Origin of the sequence: Vreelandella profundi (assembly GCF_019722725.1) — a bacterium.
GTDB classification, from domain to species: Bacteria; Pseudomonadota; Gammaproteobacteria; order Pseudomonadales; family Halomonadaceae; genus Vreelandella; species Vreelandella profundi.
On sequence record NZ_CP077941.1, the window covers coordinates 3,365,833 to 3,390,808 of the forward strand.

Here is a 24,976-nt window from a genome sequence, read left to right on the forward strand (position 1 = left end):
ATGTCTAGTGCATCATCCCCACAAGAAGGTAAACGCAAGACCTTCGATCTGTATCGCGCCGTCTGGCGCTGGCATTTTTATGCAGGCCTTTTGGTGCTGCCCTTTATGATTACCCTGGCGATTACCGGCGGGCTGTACCTTTTCAGAGACGAACTGGATGCACTGATACACGCTGATGTGAAGCGCGTGGCTGTTCAAGAGGCAGTGCTGCCGCCCTCTTCACTGGTGAGCGCAGCGCTGACGGCCCACCCCGGCACCGCTATAAAATTCACCGACCCCGCGACGCCGGAAAGCTCGGCAGAAATCACGGTTAATACAACGGCGGGCGAGCGATTAGCGGTTTACGTCGACCCATATACTGCCAATGTGCTGGGTGCGCTGGATGATCGTGGCACGGTGATGTGGACCGTTCGCTATTTGCACAGTTTGAAATACTTTGGCCCTACGGCGCGCAAACTGATTGAAATAGCCGGCGGCTGGTCAATTCTTCTGGTGCTCACCGGCATTTACCTGTGGTGGCCACGGCGTAAAGGCGCGGGCGGCGTGATTAGCGTACGCGGAAAGCCCAAGAAGCGCGTTTTCTGGCGCGATCTTCACGCTGTAACGGGCATCTTTGTCGGTGGGTTTATTGTGTTTCTGGCCATTACCGGCATGCCCTGGTCGGGCGTATGGGGCGGGCAGGTTAATCAGTGGGCTAACGGTAACAATTTCGGCTATCCCGCCGGTGTACGGGTGGAAGTGCCCATGTCCGAGGCACGTTTAAGCGAGCAAAGCCCAACGAGCTGGTCACTCGAACAGGCGCAGGTTCCAGAATCCACGCAGGGGCCAGAACAGGCAGAGAGCATTGGCCTGGACGACGCTGTCGCCACCTTCAATGAACTGGGGCTATATCATGGCTATACGGTAAGCCTGCCGACGACGGAAACAGGTGTTTACACCGGCTCGGTCTATCCCAATGACCTTAGCCAGCAGCGCGTGGTGCATCTGGACCAGTACACTGGTGAGCGCTTGATCGACATGAGTTACGCCGACTACGGCCCCTTGGGTCGCTGGCTGGAGTTTGGCATTAACGTGCATATGGGCCAGCAGTTTGGGTTATTTAATCAGCTGCTGTTTCTGGCCGTCTGCATGGCGATTATCTTACTGGCAGTATCGGCTGGCGTGATGTGGTGGAAGCGCCGCCCCTCGCGCGCGATGGGTGTACCGCCACTACCGGCTGATAAACGCGTGTTCCGGGGATTGATTGCCATTTTGGCGGTCGGTGGTCTGCTATTTCCGCTTGTCGGCGCGTCGCTAATCGTGATGCTGCTGCTTGATTGGCTGATTGTGCGTCCAAGACAAGAAAAACAACTAGCCTAAGCTCACTAACGCTCCGGCCCTTATGCTATCACTAGCATAAGGGCCGGAAGGTGTTTAAACATGTGCCTTAGCAACCACGTCTGGCATGGTTAAAAACTCATTATCAGGGGCCTGATACCAAGTTCTTAAGGTCAGCCACGATAGACGTCATCGAATCACTGTCGCGGACCATGAATTTTGCTTTACCGTGGCGATCAAACGCAAAAACGGCGCTGGAGTGAGTGACCTCATAGTTGCCGTGCTCATCCTTTTCGCCGTATTCGTAGGCAATACGATATCGGTTAGCGACCGCGTCTATATCAGCTCTATCGCCGGTCAGGCCGATAAACTCGGGCCCAAATGCATCGGTATAGGTTTGCAGCACGCTGGGCGTGTCACGCTCAGGATCAACCGAGATAAACAACACATGTAGCTTGTCCCGATCACCCTCATCCAATTGCCGTATGGCTGATGCAACGGTTGAAAGCATGATAGGGCAAACATCAGGGCAGTTCGTAAAGCCAAAGTAAACCAGCGTGGCTTTATCGGCATAGGCCGTTTCATCGACGGTCTCGCTATCTTCATTGACTAAATCAAAATCGAGTTCCGGCAGCATGTCGGAAACGTCGTTAGTGCGCCAACTTTCGTCGCTACATCCTACTAGCAACAATAGCCCGATAAACAAACATAGCCTTTTAATCATAGCTAAACATCCACCGCAAGAACTGTCTTACATTGATCCGGGAGCAACGACGGTGAAGGTAACCGGCAGCTCTGGCTGATTTTCAAAGTGAAGCAGCACATCCACTTCGTCGCCTTGCTCCAACGGCTCAGCTCTGTGCATGAACATAAGATGATAACCTTTGGGAGCAAAGGCAAAGCTCTCACCAGGCGCGACGTCGACTTTTTCAACAGACTCCATGCGCGCCATATCATTTTCAGTGGTGCTAACGTGCATTTCGGTCATATGAAACGCAGCGCTTTCTGCGCCCACCAAGGTGAGCGGTTCATCACTTGTATTGGTAATATTAAAGTAGCCGGCACCGGGTAAGTCGCCGGGCAATAGACTCAGCCTCGCGTCGGTGACTTCAGGTTCAGCAGCCTGCACGCTGCCTGCCGACAGCGCTAACGCTAAGAGCCCCCACACTGCTTTAGTACGCACGTTTAGCATTTTAACTTCCCCTTATTGTTAACGTTAAGTTGTAGACAGAAAAGTGTTAAGCCACCTGATGAGACACTATTCGACAACGCAGCGGACGCTGTCATGGGACTAATCAGGCGTTAGTAAAGAAGCGCTATTAACACAGAGAGCCAAGCGCACAGTTCGACTTATATCGACGCGAATTAATATCGAGCACGAGGTCGTGGTTAGTCGTGTCATAAAAGAAGGGCGCAAAGCCTTTTTCTGCTGACGGCGTTTTGTATAAGCCGCACACACCGTAGCCGTAGTTAACACTCTGCAAATACTGAAGCTCGACGTCACCAGGCGTCTCAAGCGATGTCGCCGTCGCTAATGCTCGCTGAATATCCCCTTCTTGCTTTTGATCAGACATCGCCTGACTACCAAAAATGAGCCCGCCCAAAATGAGGATGGCGGTAAGGGGAATGGCGACAAGCAGTATGAAAGGACGGTTTTTACGCATAGGTGAGCTTTCTTAGCAGTAGTCCACATTGAGGTTAACGTCGTTGACAATGACTCTAGCGGTTGCAGACCCATTTATCCATTGAGAGTGGCCAATTGCGCCAATCTGCCACACCCAATGGAGCGCTACTAGACTATTTCAAAGGCCTCGTTGAGCATGCTATACCGTCAGGTGCTGCTTAATAAGCTCGTTAGAAAGCTCACTGATCTCGCCTTTGGCAACCGGACGGCCGCGGTCCATAATCACGAAGCGGTCGGCGTACTTGCGCGCAAAAGGCAGCTTCTGTTCGACCAGTAGCACCGTCAAACCATCCTCGTTAATCAGCTGACGAATGACCTGGCCAATCTGGGCGACGATATTGGGCTGAATGCCCTCCCCCGGCTCATCCAAAATCAGCAGCTGGGGTTCAATCACCAGCGCCCGGCCAATCGCCAGCTGCTGCTGCTGGCCACCGGAAAGGTCGCCGCCACGGCGGTGTTTCATTTCTTTCAGCACGGGGAACAGTTCGTATATCCGTTCGGGGATTTTCTTCAGCCCGTCCCGGCGCGCAGCTAAGCCGGTGCGCAGGTTCTCTTCCACGGTGAGTAGTGGAAAAATCTGCCGGCCCTGGGGCACGTAACCGATTCCCAGCCGTGAGCGTTGTTCAACGGCTTTTTGCGTCAGATCAATCTCACCTGCATCTCCGCCTGTGTAGCGTAACGCGCCGCTCTTAACCGCCACTTCGCCCATTACTGCTTTTAATAGCGTGGTTTTACCCACGCCGTTGCGGCCCATCACGCAGGTACACTGGCCGGCGGGCACCTCAAGATCCAGGTCCCAAAGAGTGTGGCTTTCGCCATAAAACTGGTTGAGCTTTTCAATGGCTAGCATCAGGCGGCCTCCTCGTCATCAGCACCCAAATACACCTCGATCACCTTGGGGTCGCTGGATACCTGATCCATGGTGCCTTCCGCCAGCACGCTGCCCTGATGCAATACGGTGACTTGGCGTGCAATCGAGCGCACAAACCCCATATCGTGCTCCACGACGACCACGGACTGCTTGCCAGCAAGCCCCGTGAGCAGTTCAGCGGTGCGCTCCATCTCTTGCTCGGTCATGCCGGCGACCGGCTCGTCCACGAGCAGTAAGCGCGGGCGCTGCATTAATAGCATACCGATCTCTAGCCACTGCTTCTGGCCGTGGGAAAGGATACCCGCGGGCTGGTGGCGTAGCGCCGTCAAGCCGATGGTTTCCAGCACTTCATCGATGCGGTCTTTAATCTCACCGGTCATGCGGGCGGTGAGCGTGGGGAAAATTCGCTTATCCGCCGACATGGCAAGCTCCAGGTTTTCAAATACCGAGAGCGCTTCAAACACCGTGGGCTTTTGAAACTTGCGACCAATGCCTAAGCTTGCGATATCGGGCTCGTTCATATTAAGCAGGTTATGGCGGCTGCCAAACCAAACGCTGCCGCTATTAGGGCGAGTTTTACCGGTGATAATATCCATCATGGTGGTTTTACCTGCGCCGTTAGGGCCGATAATGCAGCGCAGCTCGCCATCATCAATGGTCAAATTAAGGTTATTGATCGCTTTAAAGCCATCGAAGCTAACGGTGACATCCTCCATATACAGGATAGGGCCATGGCGCACGTCCACCGGTGAATCCTGCGGTGCCATAAAGTCGAACACCCGATCACGCTGAGTTAGCGATTGCAGCAAGCTCATGCGGAAGCCTCCTTGGGCGTGGTGGGTTTGGCGGTATTATCGTCGCGCTTACGCCGCTTGATATGGCGAAACAGCCCCGCCACACCCTTGGGCAGAAATACCGTGACCAGTACGAACATCCCCCCTAGCGCAAACAGCCACGCATCCGGCATGACGCCGGTAAAAAACGTTTTGGCGTAGTTGACTAAAATAGCGCCAATCACCGCGCCATAAAGCGTGGCGCGACCGCCTAAAGCCACCCACAGCACAATCTCAATGGAGAAAATCGGCGAGAACTCGCTGGGATTAATGATCCCCACCTGCGGCACATACAGCGCTCCCGCCAAGCCTGCCAACATCGCCGACACCACGAACACAAACAGCTGAAAGCGTTCGACTCGATAGCCAAGAAAGCGCGTACGTGCTTCGGCATCACGCGTGGCGATACTGACCCGGCCCAGCTTGCTGGTCACTATGGCGCGGCACAGAATATAACCCAGCGCCAGCGCAACCCCGGTGGCGATAAACAGGCCCAGGCGCGTATCGTTACTGCGCAGGTTGTATCCCAGCAGCTCGCGGAAGTCGGTTAAGCCATTGTTGCCGCCAAACCCCATCTCATTGCGAAAGAACGCCAGCATTAAGGCAAACGTCAGCGCCTGGGTAATGATCGACAGGTACACCCCGGTCACCCGCGAGCGAAACGCCAGGAAGCCAAACACTAACGCCAGCAGCCCCGGTGCCAACAGCACCATGGCAAAGGCAAACCAGGCCATGTCGAAGCCCTGCCAGAACCACGGCAGGCTGTCCCAGTTTAAGAACACCATGAAGTCCGGCAGCACCGGGTGGCCGTAGGTACCCCGATCACCTATTTGGCGCATCAGGTACATGCCCATGGCATACCCGCCAATGGCAAAAAAGGCGCCGTGCCCCAGGCTCAAAATACCCAGATAGCCCCACACTAAATCCACCGCCACCGCTAGCAGCGCGTAGCTTAGGTACTTACCGAACAAATTGACTGTATACGCCCCCACATGCAGTGGATTCTCCGGCGGCACCGCCACGTGCAGCAGCGTCACCAGCACTAGCGCTGCCAATAGCACCGCTAGGAAAATCTGCGTAGAGCGCTCGCCGAATGGGCGAATTAGCCAAAAATTGGTCGATGATTCGGTCGTTAATGACATCGCTTAGCCCTCCGCAGCCCGGCCCTTCTGCGGGAAGAGTCCACGCGGGCGTTTTTGAATGAATAGGATGATAAAGACCAAGACGATAATTTTGGCCAGCACTGCGCCCGCCCAAGGCTCTAACACCTGATTAATAATCCCCAGCGAGAGGCCCGCCACCAGCGTTCCCCACAGGTTGCCGACGCCGCCAAACACCACCACCATAAAGGAGTCGATGATGTAGTTTTGCCCCAGGTTAGGGCCAACGTTGGTTAACTGGGAAAGCGCGACACCGGCCAGGCCGGCCACGCCCGAACCGAGCGCGAAGGTCATAATATCGACACGGGTAGCGCGAATACCCATCGAGCGGGCCATGGTCCTGTTTTGCGTCACGGCACGCACATCAAGCCCTAGCCGTGTGCGGCGCATAATCAGCATCAGCGCCGCAAACACCACCAGCGCAAACCCCAGCACCACCATACGGTTAAGCGTGAGTGACAGCGCATCGTTAATCACCAGCGAGCCACTCATCCATTCCGGCGTAATCACCGTGCGGTTAAGCGGCGAAATAACGGTGCGCACCAGCTGCTGCAGAATCAGGCTGATACCAAAGGTCGCTAGCAGAGTTTCCAGCGGACGGCCTTTCAAAAACTGAATAACGCCACGCTCGATAGCAATTCCCGCTAACGCTGCGACCATAAAGCCCGCAGGAATAGACAGAATCAGCGCCAACCCAGGCTGGCCGGGCAGCAGCTGCTGCATTCCCCAGGTGGTATAAGCGCCCAGCATCATCAGTTCACCGTGGGCCATATTGATTACGCCCATGACGCCAAAGGTAATCGCCAGGCCTATCGCTGCCAGCACCAGCACCGAGCCGAGACTTAAGCCAAAGTAGAGAGTTTCCAAGCCACGATTAATCTTGAGATTTTGTTCAATGCTGCCCAAAGCGCTCGCCGCTGCGTCTGCCACAATAGGATCATCCCCGTTCACGGCGCGGCTTAGCGCGACTCGTGCGCGAGGATGCAAACTGCCACGCAGCGCTTCAACGCCCGCCAGCTCACCGCTTTCCACTTGGTAGATCGCTAACGCTTGGGAAAGTCTGCGGGCAACCTGACTATCCTGCTCGTCGGCAATCAGTTCACTGAGCGGCTCAGCCAGCGTTTCGTCCACTTCGCCCAACAGCCGTTCTGCCGAGCGGCGGCGACGCTCAACGTTAGGCGAGTAAAGGTCAACCACGGCGATGGCGCTACGCAGCTGATTGCGCAGCGCGTTATTTATGCCGATACGATCTAAGTCGCGGCGCGACATCTGGCCCAGCGCTTCGCCCGCTAGTACATCGGCAACCGGCCACTCGCGGCCGCTATTGTCGAGCACCAGCACTATTCTGCCATCGTCGGTACTCTGTAAGCGGCCATCCAATAGCGCCTGCAGCCAATCGCGGGCGCGCTCATCATCGCTTTGCAAAATCGCGGTGATGGCGTCGCCTTTGTCGCTATATGATTCAACGTCCAGCGCTTCTAGCAGCTCAAGGGCGACGGCGTCAGCGTTAGCGGTAGAACTCGTTTGGGCTTGCGAGGTGACTGTGATGCTCAACAACAGCAGGCACAGTAGCCCTAAGGAAAGGAAACGCCTCATGGGGTTCTTCCTTTGGTTATCTGAGAGGGAAAGGTAGCGTGCTCCTCTACGCCTCACTTTTCAGTCAGGCGTAGAGGGAAATCATCGTTATTCTGCGAGGGCCGCTTCGGCTTCTTCTACGGCGGTACTGCCGCCGCACGAGCCGTTCACGACGTTAAAGTTGCCGCATTCCATCGGCTTGCGCCAATCGGCAATCAGGTCACGCGAACCGGGTAGGTAATCCGACCAAGCATCGCCGGCCACGGTAGACGGCGTCTGCCAGACAATATCAAACTGGCCGTTATCCTGAATTTCACCAATCAGCACCGGCTTGGTGATGTGATGGTTGGGCATCATCGCCGCATAGCCGCCGGATAGATTCGGCACCGTCACGCCAATAATCGCATCTTTTACGCTGTCGACATCGGTGGTGCCTGCTTTACGAACCGCTTCTGCCCACATGTTAAAACCAATGTAGTGCGCTTCCATCGGGTCATTCGTCACCGCCTCTTCGTCGCCGGTGTAGTCGATCCAGGCATCGATAAAGTCATAGTTGTCATCATTATCGACGCTCATGAAGTAGTTCCAAGCGGCTAAATGCCCCACCAGCGGGCTCGTATCGATACCGGTAAGTTCCTGTTCGCCCACGGAGAAGGCGATGACCGGAATATCGGCAGCGTCGATGCCCTGGTTAGCAAGCTCGGTGTAAAACGGCACGTTGGCATCGCCATTAATCGTCGAGATGACGGCGGTGCGCTTGCCCTCTTCACCGAAACGGCTCAGCTCAGACACAATATTCTGCCAATCGGAATGGCCGAATGGCGTGTAGTTGACCATGATGTCTTCGTCGGCGATGCCATACTCATCTTTGAGAAACGCCTCAAGAATGCGATTGGTCGTGCGCGGATACACGTAGTCGGTGCCGATCAGCGCGAAGCGCTCGATGCCCACTTCGTTGATTAGATACTCAACGGCAGGAATCGCCTGCTGGTTAGGCGCTGCGCCGGTGTAAAAGACGTTTTCTGAGGACTCTTCACCTTCATACTGCACCGGATAGAACAGCAGGCCGTTGAGTTCTTCCACGACAGGCAGCACCGCTTTACGTGAAACCGAGGTCCAGTTACCGAATATAACGTCAACCTCTTCCTGGGCCAGCAGCTCACGGGCGCGTTCAGCAAATAGCGGCCAGTTAGAAGCGGGATCGACAACAACAGCCTCTAGCTGACGACCCAGCAGGCCACCCGCTTCGTTCTGCTGCTCAATCAACATTTCGACGGTGTCTTTAAGAACGGTCTCACTGATCGCCATAGTGCCGGAGAGCGAGTGTAAAATGCCGACCTTAATCGGATCTTCGCTCTGATCAGCGTCTTGAGCGATGGCCGGAGCGCTGGCGCCCATCACAGCAGCGGTGAGCAAGGCGAGCGCAAAGCGACCAGGAGAGCGGATTGCGCTCAGGTGTGTCGAGCGAGCGCTTGTGTTGTATGGCAATGTGATCACTTGAACCTCCTTGCACCCCTTATGTGTGGGGCTTGTTAATTGGCTTCGCATTCAGGGCCGTTGTGTTAGTTCCCCTAATACGTCCACGAGCCATTAACACTTGCAAGGGATGCGCCAGATTGGCACAACACTTTTTTATAGCTATCTATTCAATCACTTATTGATATTCTAAAAAACCATAGGCTAACCCAACGCACCAAAATGAAGCATCACATCTAACCTTAAGCACTCTATCAATGCACCAATAAAAACCTGTGCACCAACCAGGCACTTGGCGGGCGACGCTGCGCAACAGAAACTCTAGGCTCACTGCCTGGTTACAAAGGCGACAAAAGCGTGAGATACAAAAAAGGAGCCTGGGTATCCCCAAGGCTCCTTATTAATCATCCAAAACGTACCGCTAATGAGTTACGCAGCGGCACTTTTCTTGCGACGTTTTTTCAGTAGCGGTAAGCCAAGCGACAGTAAGGCTACCAGCAGCAGCCCCAGCGAAATCGGCTTATCGATGAACGTTGTCCAATCGCCACCCGAGATTTGCAGCGCACGGCGCATGGACTCTTCCATGATATTACCCAAAATCAGCGCCAGGATTAGCGGCGCCGCCGGGAAACCAAACAGGCGCATTCCCAGGCCAACCAAGCCAAAGCCCAACAGCAGCAGCAGATCAAACACGCTGAAGCTCATACCGTAAACGCCGATCATGCAGAAGATTAGGATGAGCGATAACAGCAATGGCCGGGGCATATCGAGAATTTTGGCGATATAGGGAATCAGCGGCAGGTTAAGTGCCAGCAGGAAGATATTGCCGATATACATACTGGCGACCACGCCCCAGAACACGTCCGGACGCTGTTCAAGCATCATAGGGCCGGGGTTAACGCCCATTACCAGCAGTGCGCCGAGTAGAACCGCGGTAGTGCCCGAGCCCGGCACACCTAGCGTTAATAGCGGTACAAAGGAGCCGGTACAGGCAGCGTTATTGGCCGCTTCTGGCGCCGCAACGCCCTTGATATTGCCCTGCCCAAAGGTGTGGCCATCTTTAGCAATACGCTTTTCCATGCTGTAGCCCAAAAATGAGCCGATGGTTGCGCCCGCACCCGGCAGTACGCCGGTAAAGAAACCCAGCACCGAGCTGCGGCCAACCGGACCTGCGATCTCTTTTACTTCACTGCGGGTCAGCTTCAGCGAGCCAATCGCATTGCGCGGCGCTTCTTTGCCACCGCCGCCGCGCAGCAGCATGTAAAACACCTCAGCAAGCGCGAAAATACCCAGCGCTACGACCAGGAAGTCGATACCGTCCAGCAATTGAATCGACCCGAAGGTGAAACGTTCGGTACCGGTCTGCATATCGATACCCACAATCGAGATAATCACCCCAACCACGGCGGCAATCAGTCCTTTGACCAGTGACTTATCCGACAGCGAAACCACGGCGGTTAAGCCTAACACCATAAGCGCAAAGTACTCAGAAGGGCCAAAGCTGACGGCCACTTTCGATAACAGCGGTGCGACGAGCATCAGGAAAATAACCGACACCGTGCCGCCTACGAATGACGAATAGGCCGCAATGGCCAGCGCTTTACCCGCCAGGCCTTTCTTGGCCATCGGATAACCGTCAAACGAGGTCGCCACGGTGCCCGCCACGCCCGGAGCGTTGAGCAAAATCGATGACGTAGAGCCGCCGAAGATAGCACCGTAATACACCCCTGCCATTAAGATTAAGCCTGAAGAAGGCTCCATGGAAAAGGTGATAGGAATCATAAGGGCAAGCGCGCTAATAGGGCCTAGGCCCGGCAGCATACCGATAATAGTGCCGGCAAATACGCCAGCAAACACGTAAGCGATATTCATCGGCTCAAGCGCGATGCCAAAGCCGTACATCAGATTATTGAAGGCATCCATGGGAATTACTCTCTTAAAGACCTGCTAGCTTAATTTCGGCTAAACGGCTGGTTTAGAAAGGCAGCACGCCAGTGGGTAGATAGACATCCATCACTCGCGTCATGGTGAGATAGAGCGCTAGCACTACCCCCAGCGATGTCGCGAGGTTAACCGTATGGCGACGGTAGCCGTAGTAAGCCGTTAAGCCCACGCAGAGCAGCGTCGAGGCGAGCACAAAGCCAATCGGCACCAGTAAAAACGCATAGGCGGCAATCGCCAGCGAGGTCACGATGATGCGTGCCCAGGGCGTTAATAGCAGCGGCCCTTGCTGTGCCTCTTGATCAATGTCATCAGCACCGGCAATCGGCGTAGGCTTCTCAAAGAACAGAAAACCCGACAGGATCAATAACGAAAACCCCAATACTTTGGGAAACAGGTCAGAATCGACCGGCCGCGGTAACGGGAAGGTTGGGATTTGCCATGCCATCGCGATGTAGGCGACAGCCAGTAGCGCCAATATCAGCGCTAACCACTGATTGGTGTTTAAACGAGTCATAGGAATCTCTCCGAAGGAGCCAACGCACCGACTGTCGTTAACAACCCGCTTTAGCCACGGTCTTTAAGAACAGGTGGTTAAAAACAAGTGATTAACAACAGGCGTGCCCCAGCCGCACTTAGGCGGCCGGGTTATACGGTAGTAGGATTACTGGCGCAGCAAGCCAAGTTCGCCCAGCACGTCGCTGAACTGCTCTTGCTGCTGATCCAGGAAGGCACCAAATTCTTCGCTGTCTTGGTAGGCGTCGATCCAGCCCAGCTGGTCGCTCGCTTCACGCCAGGCGTCGGTTTCAAGCATTTCAGCGAACAGATCTTCGTAGTAAGCCACGGCTTCTTCCGGCATATCCGGCGTGCCCATGATGCCGCGCCAGATATCGAAGGTATAGTCAAAGCCCTGCTCTTGATAGGTAGGCACTTCACTCAAACCGCCACCCAGGCGCTCTTCAGAGGAGACACCCAGCGCACGAAGCTGGCTTCCTTCACCAAGCTGGCCAACCGCTTCACCAGCGCCACCGACCACGGCTTCGATATGGCCGCCCATCAGGTTGGTCATGGCATCGCCGCCACCTGAGAAAGGAATGTAATTAACGGCAGAGGCTTCTATACCGGCCGCTGAGGCCAAGCCTGCAATCGCAATATGATCCATGGAGCCAGGCGCACTGCCGCCGCCAACGCTCAAGCTGGGGTCTTCTTTCAGCGCATTGAGCAGATCTTCAAGGGTCTGATACTCAGAGTCCGCCGCCACCAGAATGATCGAGTAGTCGGTATTAATCCTAGCGATAGGGGTAAAGTCGGTGTGGTCATAGCGTGAGGCGCCAGCCAGCGGTACCAGAATCATCGGCGGGCTGGTTGCAAACAGCTTGTGCGGGTTGCCGGTGTCGCGAGCCACTTGCGCCCATGCAACAGCGCCGCCGCCGCCGGGTACGTTGATCGCGGCAAAGCTTTCGTCAGCCAGCTCTTCTTGCTGGATCACCCGCGACATGGTGCGGGCAAGCGTGTCCCAACCACCACCCGGATTAGCTGGCGCGACGAATTCAATCGAGCGGCTTGGCGCCCACTCTTGCGCCTGTGCGGCGCTCGTCATTCCAGCAAATGCGGCTAGCGGTAAAGCAAATACAGATAAGCGCTTGAGAGTAAGCGAGGTCATGATGGCGTTCTCCATATCTCAGTGTTGTTGTATGGGTATTGGTATAAATAATTGTCTTATTATGTGATGACACGCCGCGAACGTTAGAAGACCGTGCCCCTGACCGACAAGCTTGTGCGCATAAAAGACAAAAAGTTCTTTATGGGCATTTTGTTCATTGTGTTCAAGCGCATTCATCGCTCATTAACGTGGCGGCGGCGCATCTTTCAGAATACACCGCCGCCTATTGCTAACAATGCCCAAAATTCAGCTTAGCTGTGAGGCATCATTGAATCAAACGGCTATTACGCCAAGCAAAACAGCACACATCAACAGCACGATACTCAACCCCCACATCCAGAAGAACGAGTAGCGCAAGTGCTTGTGCATCTCAAGACCTGATAGCCCTAGCGCCAGCCATACGGCGGGAGCCAAGGGAGATACGAAAGTGCCCACGATGTTACCAATGATCATGGCATAGGCCGTCGAATAGGAGTCGATATCAAAGGAAAGGCCGATTTGCTCTACCACGGGGAACAGGGCGAAGTAGTAGGCATCCGTGCTAAGCAGCAAGTCTAACGGCACACCCAGCACCCCAATGATGATATGCAGGTAGTCGGAGAAAGCGCTCGGCAGCACCGTCACCACATCATTGGCGATGGCATTTAACATGCCCGTGCCGTTCAAAACCCCCAGGAACAGGCCAGCGGAGATAATGATAGAGGCCATGGTTAAGGCGCCCGGCGCATGCGCTTGAATGCGCGCCATCTGCTCTTTAGGCGTGCGATAGTTCACCAGCAGCGCCACAGAGACACCCAGTAAAAACGCCAAACCCGCAGGCAATATACCGGCAACCAGAATCGTGATGACGGCAAGAGCGATGATGGCATTAAGCCAGATCAGCTTCGGGCGCTGCAGGCTGGGATCGACGTCATTTGAGACGACGCCCTGGGTCAGTGGCCCTTCTCCATGCTCCTGACTAGGCTGCAGGGTGCCGTAGGTTCTTAAAATTCTGCGCTTTTCCAGAATGCCCATAAAAATCGCCAGCGCCAGCATTAACACCACGCCGATGGCCTGGATCTGAATCAGCGGATACCACAATTCGGTGACATCTAAATCCAGTACCGATGCCACTCGCCCCAATGGCCCGCCCCACGGCACCATATTTACTATGGAAGCAGAACCGGCGATAAGCAGCAGCAGCAAGTAAGGATTCATGCGTAGCCGCAAATAGAGCGGCAACAGTGCCGGTATAGTAATCAGGAAAGTGGAGGCACCGGAGCCATCTAGCTGTGCCACCATGGCAATGAGCACGGTAATCAGAGCGACGGTAATAATGTTGCCTCTCGATAAGGCGATCATCTTATTGATCACCGGCTCGAACAGCCCCGTGTCCTGCATGATTCCAAAGAAAATAATGGCGAAAATGAACATTACTGCGACATTCATCACGGAGCTTAGCCCCGCGCTAAAAAACTCGCCTAGATCCGTCGCACCAAAGCCTGCCGCAAAGGCTGCAATGACCGGCGGAATAACCATGGCTACCAGAGGAGAAACGCGCCCACTAATAAGCAGGCCGACGATAACGATGATGGTGATAAAACCAATGACACTTAAGCTCATTCGTCATTAACCTTTTCTTTAATTCTTAAGCTTAATCATCCCTAGCAACGCCGAACACGCGCCCGCCTTAGGTCTCAATAGACTTAGCGACGAGCCGCATCGCGCTCAGACCCATTGAGGGCATAGCGACAAGCGTTGGTTGCCTAATAACTGAGTCGGGGTATTCTCCCCGCCCAAGGGAATGACTAACGTTAGAAATTGGCTGAAATGGGAAGGATCCTACGCATTCACCTTCAGGGTGACACTAGGTCCAGTCAGGAACATCGGAGGCAGTCCAGACCCTCTCAAACGCCTTAATGTCAGGGATTCTGACTATCATGGCGCTCTTCTTGTGAAGAAATTATTACTATGCTGGCGTGCTGGGCGCACATTAAAGGATTGGTGCAACGCCTCTCAACGTTATGAACATAATGAACAAAAAGTTCGTTTTGAGCGTTGTGTGCATTTTGCTCACGCGGCATCGTCCTTTCTTGTAATGCTATTCCTCTTCACACCAAGGCAAGGCGTCACCGACCAAACGATATCGGCGCTCGGGCCTGCCGACATCGCCGTAGCCTAGCTCGGCGTTTACCAGCTGCACCGAGACCAAAAACTCTAAATAGCGGCGCGCCGTCGAGCGGCTAGTGCCCATCTCCCGCGCCACCTGCATCGCAGCCTGGGGCTGAGATGATGCCTGAAGCGCGGCCACCACCGCACGCAGGGTTAGGCGATCAATCCCCTTGGGAAGCACGCGTGCTTTCTGCGTCGAACGTCCCGCTCCGCTGGGCTGTACTCGCGCTAGCACGTGGTCCAATTCATCCTGACTCAGCTCTGCGTAGTTGGCCAGCACTTCGCGCTCACGGCGAAAGCGAATGAGCATCTGGCTCATCCGGGCGGCTTCAATCGGCTTAATCAGATAATCAAAGACGCCGCCGCGCAGCGCCTCGCTAATCGTTTCCACCTCACGAGCAGCCGTTACCATCACGATATCCACATGCACATAGTCACGCCGAATGGCCCATAAAAGCTCCAGCCCTTCTACATCGGGTAAGTAGGCATCCAGCAAAATCAGATGAATATCATTGGCATGCTGGGCCATCAGCGCTTTAGCCTCACTGCCATTGCGCGCCATACCGACAACATAAAAGCCGTCGCTTTGCTCAATAAAGGCTTTATGGATATCGGCAATGCGAAAATCATCTTCGATGACCAAGATGCCGTATTGCTTGGCAGACATGCGTTTTCCCCTAGCAATGTTTCATCATTGTTGTAGTGGCAATATGTAGTGGCGATGGTAACAGGCGCCGGTGTTGCCGTTTGCGCCGATCAGCTCGCTAGAGCAACAAAGTGCTGCGTTCATACGGTGCGGGAAGCGGCGCACAGCGAGCGGTCTAGCACGGCGATAAAACACGCGCCCTCAAGCTCACTTTCCTCTAGCGTCACCGCGCCTCCGTTTTGACGACACAGCCTTGCGACGAGCGCTAAGCCAATGCCCTGATGCTTGCCGCTTTTGGTTGAAAAGCCGTCTTGGAAAATCGACTCTGCGAGTTCAGCGGGCACGCCTGGGCCGTTATCTTCCACCTCAATCAGCAGCTGCTCGCCTAGATCAGTGAAGAACAGGCGCACTTTAGGCTCCTTACTCGGCCCATTAAGCGCGGCGTGGCAGGCGTTATCTAACAGATTGCCGACCACACTCATCATGACTTCTTGCCCAGTAGGGGTGAGCGGGCAAGAAAGCGAACTTTGCGAGTCGATTTCCAGCGCCACGCCCAGCTCCCGCGCTCGGGTGAGTTTACCCAGTAGCGTGCCACTAAGCACGGCGTCAGCCACATGGCGCATTAAAAAGCTCATCTGCGCCTGGGTACGCTTGGTTTCTTGGTGGATCAGCGCCAGCGCCTCGTCGGTGCGCTTTAACTGCAGCAAGCCCGAAATAGTGTAAAGCTTATTGGAAAACTCATGCGCCTGAGCGCGCAGCATATCCACGTCACGGCTGGCCTGGGTCAGTGCTTGAGACAGGTCAATGATCTCGCGACGGCTACGAAAGGTCGCCACCGCGCCTTCGATCTCACCCTCATGCAGAATCGGCACGCGGTTCACTACCACCGGGTGATCGCCCAGCCACATCTCCTGATCAAATTCCTGCTCGCCGTGCTTGAGGACTTCTAATAATCGAGAATTCGGCACCACCCCGCGAATGGGCTGCCCGAGCAGCACATGCGCATCGTCTAGATCAAGAAAGCGCCGCGCCTGCTGGTTAACCAGAGTGATATGGCCCTCACGATTAACCGCCAGCACCCCCTCGTGAATAGATTGCAAAATGGCTTCTTTTTCCATCGCTAGGCGGGCAATTTCATAGGGTTCAAGCCCCAGAATCACTCGTTTAAGATGCTGCGACAGCCAGTAAGCACCGGCAAACCCCAGGCAAATCATTAACCCAACCAGCCACCAGCCGAAGCTGGTGTGTCTGCCGACATCCATAGCAACGCGATCCATCATAAAGCCGACGGAAACAACGCCAATGATATTGCCCTCTTCATCCCAGATAGGGGCTTTACCTCGCATAGCGGTGCCCAATGAGCCGGTCGCCTCTGAGACATAAAATTGACCATAAATCAGCGCTTGATCGTTGTCCCCCCCCACCATCTTCTCGCCAATCCGTTCCTGCACCGGATGCGAGTAGCGCCTGCTTTGCGCGTCACCCACCACGACATATCGGGCCCCCGTTTCATGGCGAATGCGCTCCGCGAGCGGCTGAATAATGAAAGACGGGTCGGGAATAGCAAACGCGTTGATAATTTGCGGCATCGACGCCACCGTTTTAGCCACCGCCAGCGCCCGCTCGCCCATCTGCTGGCTAATAATTTCCGCCTTACGATGATTGAGATACGTACCCTGTGCCAGTAGCATGCCGGCTAGCAATAGCCCGACCAACAGCATTACCTGAAGACGAAAGCTGCGTTTATACCAGCTGCGTCTGGCGCGAGTACGGCGCCAGCGCTGTAGGTCCGCTAAGGTGCGGAGGCGAGAAATGGTCATAGATACGCTCAAAATACGTGGCATCGTCATTATGACACGCGCCAGCAAACGGCGTTGAACGTCGTCACTTTCTGTCATCGTTCGCTGATATAATGGCCGAATGCCTTACTCAAGGAGGGACCTTGTGGCGATCACTCGATGGATGCTTTTGCTGGCCTGCTGGCCATTTTGGCTAACCGCAGCTTATGCTAGCCCTTTCTATGCACCACCGGCGCCGAAAGAAGACGCCCCGGTTTTCAGCGGTGATGCTGAATTCGGCTTTACGCGCCTTTCAGGCAACACCGACAGCCAAACGCTGATTGGCAAAATGCTGTTAACGTGGCTAACGGGTAATTATACCTATTCGCTGCGCGGTGAAGTCCGCAACGTGACGAAAGATGATGAAACCAGCGCTGAGCAATATTTGGTGGCCGGGCGCGAGCGCTATGATTTAGAAGGTCCACACTATTTGTTTGGCTTCGCCCGCTGGGAAAAAGACCGCTTTGCCGGCTATGACCAGCAGCTCTCCGTGATTGGCGGCTATGGCCGACAGATCCTTGAGACCGATGCTCATACGCTGTCGCTAGAAGCAGGCCCCGGCTACCGTCATGACCGCTTACGCGACGACGATAACGATCGACTGGCCGTGGCCTACACCGCCCTCGACTACCGCTGGGGATTTTCTGAGTATGCGGATCTTCAGCAGGAAATGTCAGTAGAATACACCGAGCAAAATATCACCTCTCGTTCGCTAACCGCGCTTACCGCACGGCTTAACTCAAAGCTTTCCCTGCGCCTGTCACACGAAATCAAGCACAACTCCGAGCCGCCTGCTGATGCCAGTGAACGTACCGACAGCACCGTAAGCGCGTCGCTTCTTTACCGCTGGTGAGCCAAAAGTGTGCAGGCCAATCTTTTTACGCACCAAAATAAAACGGATTAGACGTTGGTCTATATTGTCGATATACTGTGTCCAGTTTCCTGTCCTCGCGCCATTCATTGAATGGCGCTTTTTTTTGAGCTGATTTCAGACGACATAGACGCGTCAGATCCTTATCGACGTGTGTTGATAGCGGCTTATCCGCCTCCCGGCCCCCATAAAGGTAGTTAAAACATGAACAACCCTGGCCCTAACGCTGAGGGCGCCAAGCGGTCTCCTCTCGGCGATCCTATTGTACTGATTCTCAGCGTCGGCTTTATCATCGCCTTTTTGGCGCTGTCGCTTTACGACGTTGACCTAGTTGCCAACAGCATAAGCGCAGGCTTTGCATGGACTGCACTGGTCTTAGGTAGCTACTTTCAACTGCTGCTACTGCTGACGTTCTTTATTGCGATTGGCTTGGCCATGACCCCGGCCGCCAAAGCTAAAATCGGCAACCTAGACACACCGGAAATGAGCACCTTTAAGTGGCTCTCAATTATTCTGTGTACGCTACTCGCAGGCGGCGGCGTATTTTTTGCGGCTGGTGAGCCGGTGTATCACTTTGTAGTGACGCCTCCCGCCTTTGATAGCGAAGCAGGCACGCCCGAAGCCGTTACCGGTGCATTGGCTCAATCGTTTATGCATTGGGGCTTTATGGCCTGGGCGGTGTTGGGTTCTCTAACCGCCGTTGTATTGGCCCATGCCCATTACGTGAAAGGCCAGCCGCTTCAGCCGCGTACGCTGCTTTATCCCATTCTGGGCGAGCGGCTAATGCGCGGCCCCCTCGGCGGCATAGTCGACGCTTGCTGCGTGATCGCCTTAGTGGCAGGCACCGTGGGCCCGATTGGCTTTCTAGCCACCCAGGTCAGCTATGGACTGCACGAGCTATTCGGCCTGCCCGAGGGCTATACCGGTCAGCTAATCATTCTTGCCGTGCTTGGCACCGTCTATGTGCTTTCTGCGATGAGCGGTGTCCATAAAGGCATTCAAATTCTTAGCCGCTTTAATGTGATTCTGGCGCTGGCTATCGGTGCGGTGATTATTGTCTTTGGCCCGACGCTATTTTTAGTGAATAGCTATGTTTCCGGCATGGGCACCTATATTAGCGAATTCTTCACGATGGCGACGATGACCTCAGAAACCGCGCCGGCGTGGTGGATGCAGTGGTGGACCGTCTTCTTCTTTTCCTGGTTTATCGGCTATGCGCCGCTGATGGCGATTTTTGTGGCGCGCATTTCACGCGGCCGCAGCATTCGCGAAATGATCGTTGCCGTGGCGATTCTTGCACCGATTGCGACCACCGTGTGGTTTACCCTGCTGGGCGGTTCGGGCATTTATTACCAGCTAAACGGCGTGATCGATTTAACCGATGCGCTGACGAACTTCCAGTTTGACGTTGCCACACTAACAGTTGCCCAGGCACTGCCCGGCGGCACCTGGATGGCTCTGGCGATTCTGCTTCTGACCACCATTTTTGTCGCAACGACAGGCGATTCAATGAGCTACGCCATTGCAGTCGTCGGTGCAGGCCATGACGACCCAAGCTCAGCAATGCGTGCGTTCTGGGGCATCGCCATGGCGCTGATGGCCGCCGTTTTGCTACATATGGGCGCAGGTCAAATTGGCGCGCTGCAGCAGTTTATCGTCATAACCGCGATTCCGGTGTCGTTGATTTTGCTGCCCTCACTCTGGAATGGCCCGCAGGCGGCGTATGCCATGGCGCGTGAGCAGGGGATTATTGACCGTTAATCACATCCGCCGCTGCTAATAATGGCAGTGGCGTTTGGCAATTAATTTTCCGCTCGCTTCATGAGCTATGATTAACCCCTTACACCGCCCCGGTGCTAGTCACCGGGGCGATTGACAGGTTATCAGGAGCTCCTCGCTTGGCATCACGCAATCTTCCTTCAACCGCCGCCATGCAGTGTTTTGAAGCCGCGGCGCGTCATATGAGCTTTACCCGGGCAGCCGATGAGCTGAGCCTGACGCAAAGCGCGGTCAGCAAGCAGGTCGCGCATCTTGAGTCGATCTTGCAACATAAGCTGTTTCGACGGGTTAGACGCAGCCTTCTACTCACGCCAGAAGGCGCTATTTTTCTGAGCGACGTACGCAAATTGCTTGCCCAGCTTGAGATGTCGACCCATACCATCATGACCTACAGCGGCAATAGTGAGGTACTCAAAGTCGCCACGCTGCCAAGCTTTGGCAGCCGCTGGCTAGCCGACAAACTGCCGGCCTTTTTAGCCGCGAATCCGGGTATTAGTCTGGAGTTTCATGACCGCGTGGAGGACTTTGATCTAGAGCAGCAAGATATCGATATCGCGCTGTTTTACGGTCACGGCAGTTGGCCTAATCTTGCCTGCCATAAACTGGTGGATGAAGAGATGGTCGCCGTTGCCGCCCCTACTCTGCTGGCTCAGCACCCCGTTGAGGCCGCCAAAGACTTAGCTCAACTGCCGCTACTGCACCTTTCCACTCGCCCTGATGCCTGGCACCACTGGTTTGCGGGCCAGGAGATTGCGACTGATCGCAGCTATCACGGCACCCGCTTTGAAACCTTTCCCATGCTGGTACGCACCGCCATGGCCGGCGGCGGCGTCGCGCTGGTTCCACACTTTGTCGTAGACGAAGAGCTGGCCGCCAACCGGCTTATGCTGGCCTGGCCGCATCGTTTGCATAGTGAAAGCGCGTATTACTTGGTCTATCCCGAGCATTTAGGCGAGCTTGCTAAAGTTCGCCGTTTTGTCGAGCACTTGACGGCGAGTGCGGCTGTGACCACAGCCATTGAGAGTCGTCTATAAACAACTCAGGCCGCACGTTTAATGCAGCCCGAGGGGTGTCACATCATCAAGGAAGAGTGAATTAGCCCGCTAGCGCTGCCAATATGCGCTGCTGAGAGGCCTGCTCCCGCTCGGCATAAAGCGCCAGCTCATCCGTCACCGGCACACCTAATGCTTCTTCAAACGCCTCTCGATTGGCGTTGCCAGCATAGGCATCGTTGGCGCCGCCGCCCAAATTAGACTGAAAAATACCCGCCGCGCTGACCGGCAAAAAGTCTTCATAGGTAATGGGCTGCGCCTCTACCAATCCTTGTGCTATCAGGGCATCCATATCGCTATTGGTATTGCCTGTCGCGGCTTTTCCGGCATCGGTGAGGTGATAGTGGAAGTAGGCGAGCCCTTCGCGGCGCATCGCTTCATCACTGTCAGGTAGCGCGGTAAATACTTTATCCATCACCGCTTGGTGGGCATCGTTATCGAGCCCTGCGGTCTGCTTACGGCCTTCATTTAACAGCTGATCGTAAAGCGCCCGGCCTTTAGGCGTGAGCGCCATGCCTCGCTGCTCGATCTCGCCAAATCGTGCGGTATGCGTACCCTGGGCATCACCGGCAAAGCGAATGGATTCTTCTAACGCTTTAAAACTCGTTTGGCGAAGTAAGATAGGGTTTTCACGGCGCGGCGGACCTTCGATCACGGCCTTAGGATTCATGCCAACGCTCGGCATGCGGCGCTGAGCTTCGTCAATATCCAGGGTACGCGGGGTTAAATGGTTGATGTGCGGGCCACGAAAACACACTACATCGGCAATCAGGCGGTGTTCAGCGCTCAGCGCCTGATAGGTGTCTAGGTCTACCGTGGCATCCTGGTGCCAGCGGAAGGTTTCCAGGGCCTCTTTAACGAACTGGTCTGCCTCGTCAGAGGTCAACCCACCCTGGGTTTCAAAGCATTCAATCAGCTCGCGCGCCTTGGCGGTGAAAATATCCCGCTTTGCGAGGATCTCCTCAGCACGCTGACGCAGCGTCTCGCTCTCGATAAGCTCTAGGCGCAGCAGCGACGTAAACACGCGGAAAGGATTACACGCCAGAGCCTCATCTTCGATAGGACGAAAAGCCGTCGAGTGCACCGGCACGCCTGCCTCTGACAAATCGTAATAGCCAACCGGGTACATGCCCATCACCGCAAATAGGCGGCGCAGCATGGATAATTCATCGGCGGAACCTACGCGAATTGCCCCGTGGCGCTCTACGCTCAGTCGCGCCAGTTCTCCCTGGGCTTCCAAGCGGCGGCGCAGCTCAGGCTGCTGGCTTAGCGTCTCCTGGTTAACCTGCTCCACCAGCTCCAACAGCGTGCCGTACTGGGGCACTTCCGTTTGGTACATCTCCGACATGGCAGTGGAGAAACGGTCGCGCACGTCATTGGTGGCTAAAAAAGGGGTCTGAGTCATTTCACGGCTCTTGATAACGTATTGCGAGAGTGACAGCAGCGCAGGCATGCAGAGAAAATCATCGCCGTTGCTTATTCTGTCATTGAGAGTTAATGCCCCTATCAAAGCAAATTCAAACGGTAGATCACAAACGAAAAAAAACGCTCAATGCATGCCAAATTGGAATGCATGGCGAATTAAGTGACTTTCGTTGAAACGTTTGAAGCAAACACGCGCAGAAAAGAAATGAATAGCGCACGCAACGCAGTGAGGCCGCCCGTAGGCGGCCTCACTGAGGTTTAAGATGACAACGGATTAGGTTTCATCCACATCATCATGGTCAGGCTTTTCATGCTCAAATGTTTCGGAGGCTGATTGACGGCTGCGAGGGTCAAACCGATCATCCGACGTGGAGAGATCACCGGTTTTAGGCTGCCCAGCGGGGCTACCATCAATCGTAAAGGCTTGCTGCATAACCCGTAAGTTCGCGGGCGGTGCAGAGCCGGTTTTATCTTGCCCGAAGTAGAGCGTCGTATGCGGGAACGGAATCTCGATACCAGCCTCATCAAAGCGCAGCTTGACCAAACGGTTGTAGGCACGGCCAACGCCCCACTGATCGCCCGGCGTGGTTTTAATCACCACGCGGATGTTCACGGAGCTATCTGCCAAGGCGATTACGCCTGCCACCGTCATATCGGCCAACAGCTTATGGCTATGCTCTTCGCTGGCTTTGAGATCTTCAAACGCAAGCTTGAGCTGCTCAATGGCGCCGTCAATGCTTTCACGGTAAGCAATACCGTACTCGCCAACGTGATTACCAAACTCACGCATATAGTTGGAGACAGTATCGACGCTTGAAAACGGCACAATGTGATACGTGCCCGAAAGGTCACGGATGCCCACAGAGCGGATGCTGAGCTTTTCAGCGGTACCGGTAATGCCACCCACGGTGACGACATCGCCGGTATTCATCGCGTTTTCGATCTGAATAAACACGCCCGTAATCACGTCTTGAACGAGCTTCTGGGCGCCGAAACCAATCGCTAAACCAAGCACACCGGCACCTGCAATCAGCGGGCCAATATTGATGCCAATTTCCGACAGCACAATCATGCCGGTAATGGTCACCATGGCAATGGCCAGCGCATTGCGGAACAGGCTGAGCAGCGTTTTCGCCCGTGCAGAAGGCTCACCCATACCCGTTTCCGGGTTGAGCTTGTGCTCAATCAAGCTTGCCAAACACAGCCAAACAGCGAGTGAAACAACCAAGATAACGGCAACGCCGGTTAGGTTGCCGACTAAGTTCGCGCCGCGCTCAGAGGCGTACCAGGCGGCTAAATTAAAGGCACCCCAGGCATTCAGCACCAGCATGATGACCACGACCAAAATGATCGTGCGCAGCACGCGCAGGGCATTAGGCACATAGCTATTTAGGCGCGTTTCAAGCAGCGGTAGCTTACGACGCAGGTCGTCTGACAGCGTGATGCGCCGGCCAATCGTCTGCGTCAAGAAAGTTGACACCAATAGCCCGATCACAACCGCTGCTAACGTCTTCAGCGTTGCGTACATAACAAACGGCAGCGCATCGCCAGGGCGAATGAGCGTCAGTACAAACACCATCAGGAAATAAAACAGAGCAAACAGATGCCAGGTGCGTGCAAATAGCTGCAGAGACACACGGCTGGCCGTCATCGTGGTTCTTGAGGCGGCTGCGTTAAGATTATTTCGCACGCGAACACGGTTTTTAAGCACAAAGCCGACGGCGTAAATGAACGCCATTAGCATGATCAGCGTACCCACTACCTGACCAAGCGATAGGGCCAGATAGAAGTTAACCAACGGCACCACAACCATAAGGCCGTAACCAACCATGCCAATCAAACGTGCCAACCAACGGTTCCAGTAGGACGCTTCCTGGGCCGAAATAGGCAGCAGGCGCAGCCCTTCATAGCGTGAAGAGAACAGCATCCGCACAGCGGCTTTAAGCAGTTCGATAATTAAGAAAGCATTTAAAAACAGCGATGCGCGAGTAGAAAGCTCACCGGTTTCACCCACCGCAAAGGTGGCTAATAAATTACCGCCCACATAGGCAAGGGCAACGAGCAGCACATCAATGAGCGCGGCAATCAACACGCAGCCAATCAAGCGCAAGACGGGGGTTAAGTTGCTGCCATTGAGCGACCAGCTGCTGAGCTTGGTAAACAGCGGCTTGGCTAGGCGCCGAAAAATCATAAACATCGCAAATGTCGCGACAATCACGATGCCCAGGTTGATCGCTGCACTGGTGAAAGCAGCCAAATCAAAGACGCTATCGGCCTCTTGCCCCGTGAATAGGTCTCCTAAGATGCTCACTACTTGCTCAAACTGGCCCCCCACATCGCTCACTATTTGGCTGGTGAGCTCGGCTAACTGGCGCGGCAGGGATACATCTTCCGGCGCCAGCTCGCTGCCCTGGGCAGCGGCCTCGGGCGACAGTTCAGAAGCAACGCTTTCGGGCAGCGCTGAAGCTTGATTGCGCAACATTTCAATCAATTCTTGTCGCGAAGACTCATCTTCTAACAGACCGGCCAACGCCTCGTAGGAGGTAGGCTCTGCCTGAGCAGATGAGGCTGAACTATCGGCATTGGCCGATTCGCTGGGCGTGCTCTGCGCCATTGCTGGCGTGGCCATTAAGGCAATCATTGCCAGCAGCCAGACACCTAGCCAGGGTAATATACGAAGTGGCTTCACACCTT

Annotated in this window: 20 protein-coding genes; 4 read left to right on the top strand and 16 right to left on the bottom strand. The window is 54.9% G+C overall.

From position 1 onward, the window contains the following. A complete protein-coding gene (locus tag KUO20_RS15400; protein WP_235040696.1) occupies positions 1–1,359 on the top strand; it encodes a PepSY-associated TM helix domain-containing protein in 1,359 nt (452 codons plus the stop codon). A 103-nt stretch (positions 1,360–1,462) separates the two neighbouring features. Here KUO20_RS15400 and KUO20_RS15405 read toward each other — a convergent pair whose 3' ends face one another. From KUO20_RS15405 to KUO20_RS15470, 14 genes are all read right to left on the bottom strand, one after another. Then, the gene (locus KUO20_RS15405; RefSeq protein WP_235040697.1) at positions 1,463–2,041 is read right to left on the bottom strand and encodes an SCO family protein; all 579 of its coding nucleotides are present in this window, start codon (positions 2,039–2,041) and stop codon (positions 1,463–1,465) included. Between the two features lie 27 nt (positions 2,042–2,068). Then, positions 2,069–2,509 carry a copper chaperone PCu(A)C gene (locus KUO20_RS15410; protein ID WP_235040698.1) on the bottom strand — a complete coding sequence of 147 codons (441 nt, stop codon included), beginning with the start codon at positions 2,507–2,509 and terminating at the stop codon, positions 2,069–2,071. 127 nt (positions 2,510–2,636) lie between these two features. Continuing rightward, positions 2,637–2,981: a hypothetical protein gene (locus KUO20_RS15415; RefSeq protein ID WP_235040699.1), complete on the bottom strand. Its 345-nt coding sequence runs from the start codon at positions 2,979–2,981 to the stop codon at positions 2,637–2,639. A 159-nt stretch (positions 2,982–3,140) separates the two neighbouring features. Next, a complete protein-coding gene (gene urtE, locus KUO20_RS15420; RefSeq protein ID WP_235040700.1) occupies positions 3,141–3,851 on the bottom strand; it encodes an urea ABC transporter ATP-binding subunit UrtE in 711 nt (236 codons plus the stop codon). Continuing rightward, complete coding sequence (urtD, locus tag KUO20_RS15425) at positions 3,851–4,687, bottom strand: urea ABC transporter ATP-binding protein UrtD (protein ID WP_235040701.1); 837 nt, start codon at positions 4,685–4,687, stop codon at positions 3,851–3,853. Before urtD ends, urtE begins: the two co-directional genes overlap by 1 nt. Further along, a complete protein-coding gene (gene urtC / locus KUO20_RS15430; protein ID WP_235040702.1) occupies positions 4,684–5,847 on the bottom strand; it encodes an urea ABC transporter permease subunit UrtC in 1,164 nt (387 codons plus the stop codon). The genes urtD and urtC overlap by 4 nt, the downstream gene beginning before the upstream one ends. Before the next feature lie 3 nt (positions 5,848–5,850). Continuing rightward, positions 5,851–7,461, bottom strand: coding sequence for an urea ABC transporter permease subunit UrtB (gene urtB, locus KUO20_RS15435; protein ID WP_235040703.1), 1,611 nt, complete (start codon positions 7,459–7,461; stop codon positions 5,851–5,853). Positions 7,462–7,548: 87 nt separating this feature from the next. After that, positions 7,549–8,838, bottom strand: a complete 1,290-nt coding sequence (urtA, locus tag KUO20_RS15440) for an urea ABC transporter substrate-binding protein (RefSeq protein WP_235042503.1) — start codon at positions 8,836–8,838, stop codon at positions 7,549–7,551. A gap of 507 nt (positions 8,839–9,345) precedes the next feature. Then, complete coding sequence (locus KUO20_RS15445; protein ID WP_235040704.1) at positions 9,346–10,839, bottom strand: tripartite tricarboxylate transporter permease; 1,494 nt, start codon at positions 10,837–10,839, stop codon at positions 9,346–9,348. A gap of 52 nt (positions 10,840–10,891) precedes the next feature. Next, a complete protein-coding gene (locus tag KUO20_RS15450) occupies positions 10,892–11,374 on the bottom strand; it encodes a tripartite tricarboxylate transporter TctB family protein (RefSeq protein WP_235040705.1) in 483 nt (160 codons plus the stop codon). Between the two features lie 147 nt (positions 11,375–11,521). Further along, positions 11,522–12,520 carry a Bug family tripartite tricarboxylate transporter substrate binding protein gene (locus tag KUO20_RS15455; RefSeq protein ID WP_235040706.1) on the bottom strand — a complete coding sequence of 333 codons (999 nt, stop codon included), beginning with the start codon at positions 12,518–12,520 and terminating at the stop codon, positions 11,522–11,524. A gap of 273 nt (positions 12,521–12,793) precedes the next feature. Continuing rightward, a complete protein-coding gene (locus KUO20_RS15460; protein WP_235040707.1) occupies positions 12,794–14,122 on the bottom strand; it encodes a CitMHS family transporter in 1,329 nt (442 codons plus the stop codon). Positions 14,123–14,600: 478 nt separating this feature from the next. After that, positions 14,601–15,338, bottom strand: a complete 738-nt coding sequence (locus KUO20_RS15465) for a response regulator (RefSeq protein ID WP_235040708.1) — start codon at positions 15,336–15,338, stop codon at positions 14,601–14,603. A gap of 119 nt (positions 15,339–15,457) precedes the next feature. Then, positions 15,458–17,137 carry an ATP-binding protein gene (locus KUO20_RS15470; RefSeq protein ID WP_235040709.1) on the bottom strand — a complete coding sequence of 560 codons (1,680 nt, stop codon included), beginning with the start codon at positions 17,135–17,137 and terminating at the stop codon, positions 15,458–15,460. A 142-nt stretch (positions 17,138–17,279) separates the two neighbouring features. Here KUO20_RS15470 and KUO20_RS15475 point away from each other — a divergent pair, with 142 nt between their 5' ends. The 3 genes from KUO20_RS15475 to KUO20_RS15485 all read left to right on the top strand — a co-directional run bounded on the left by KUO20_RS15475 (position 17,280) and on the right by KUO20_RS15485 (position 20,839). Next, a complete protein-coding gene (locus KUO20_RS15475) occupies positions 17,280–18,008 on the top strand; it encodes a DUF481 domain-containing protein (protein WP_235042504.1) in 729 nt (242 codons plus the stop codon). A gap of 222 nt (positions 18,009–18,230) precedes the next feature. Next, a complete protein-coding gene (locus tag KUO20_RS15480) occupies positions 18,231–19,787 on the top strand; it encodes a BCCT family transporter (RefSeq protein ID WP_235040710.1) in 1,557 nt (518 codons plus the stop codon). A 137-nt stretch (positions 19,788–19,924) separates the two neighbouring features. Then, a complete protein-coding gene (locus KUO20_RS15485) occupies positions 19,925–20,839 on the top strand; it encodes a LysR substrate-binding domain-containing protein (protein WP_235040711.1) in 915 nt (304 codons plus the stop codon). A 61-nt stretch (positions 20,840–20,900) separates the two neighbouring features. On the opposite strand, the gene hglS is transcribed toward KUO20_RS15485, so the two are convergent. Both hglS and ybiO read right to left on the bottom strand, forming a co-directional pair. After that, complete coding sequence (gene hglS / locus KUO20_RS15490; protein ID WP_235040712.1) at positions 20,901–22,262, bottom strand: 2-oxoadipate dioxygenase/decarboxylase HglS; 1,362 nt, start codon at positions 22,260–22,262, stop codon at positions 20,901–20,903. A 294-nt stretch (positions 22,263–22,556) separates the two neighbouring features. Further along, a complete protein-coding gene (gene ybiO / locus KUO20_RS15495) occupies positions 22,557–24,971 on the bottom strand; it encodes a mechanosensitive channel protein (RefSeq protein ID WP_235040713.1) in 2,415 nt (804 codons plus the stop codon). Positions 24,972–24,976: the final 5 nt, after the last annotated feature.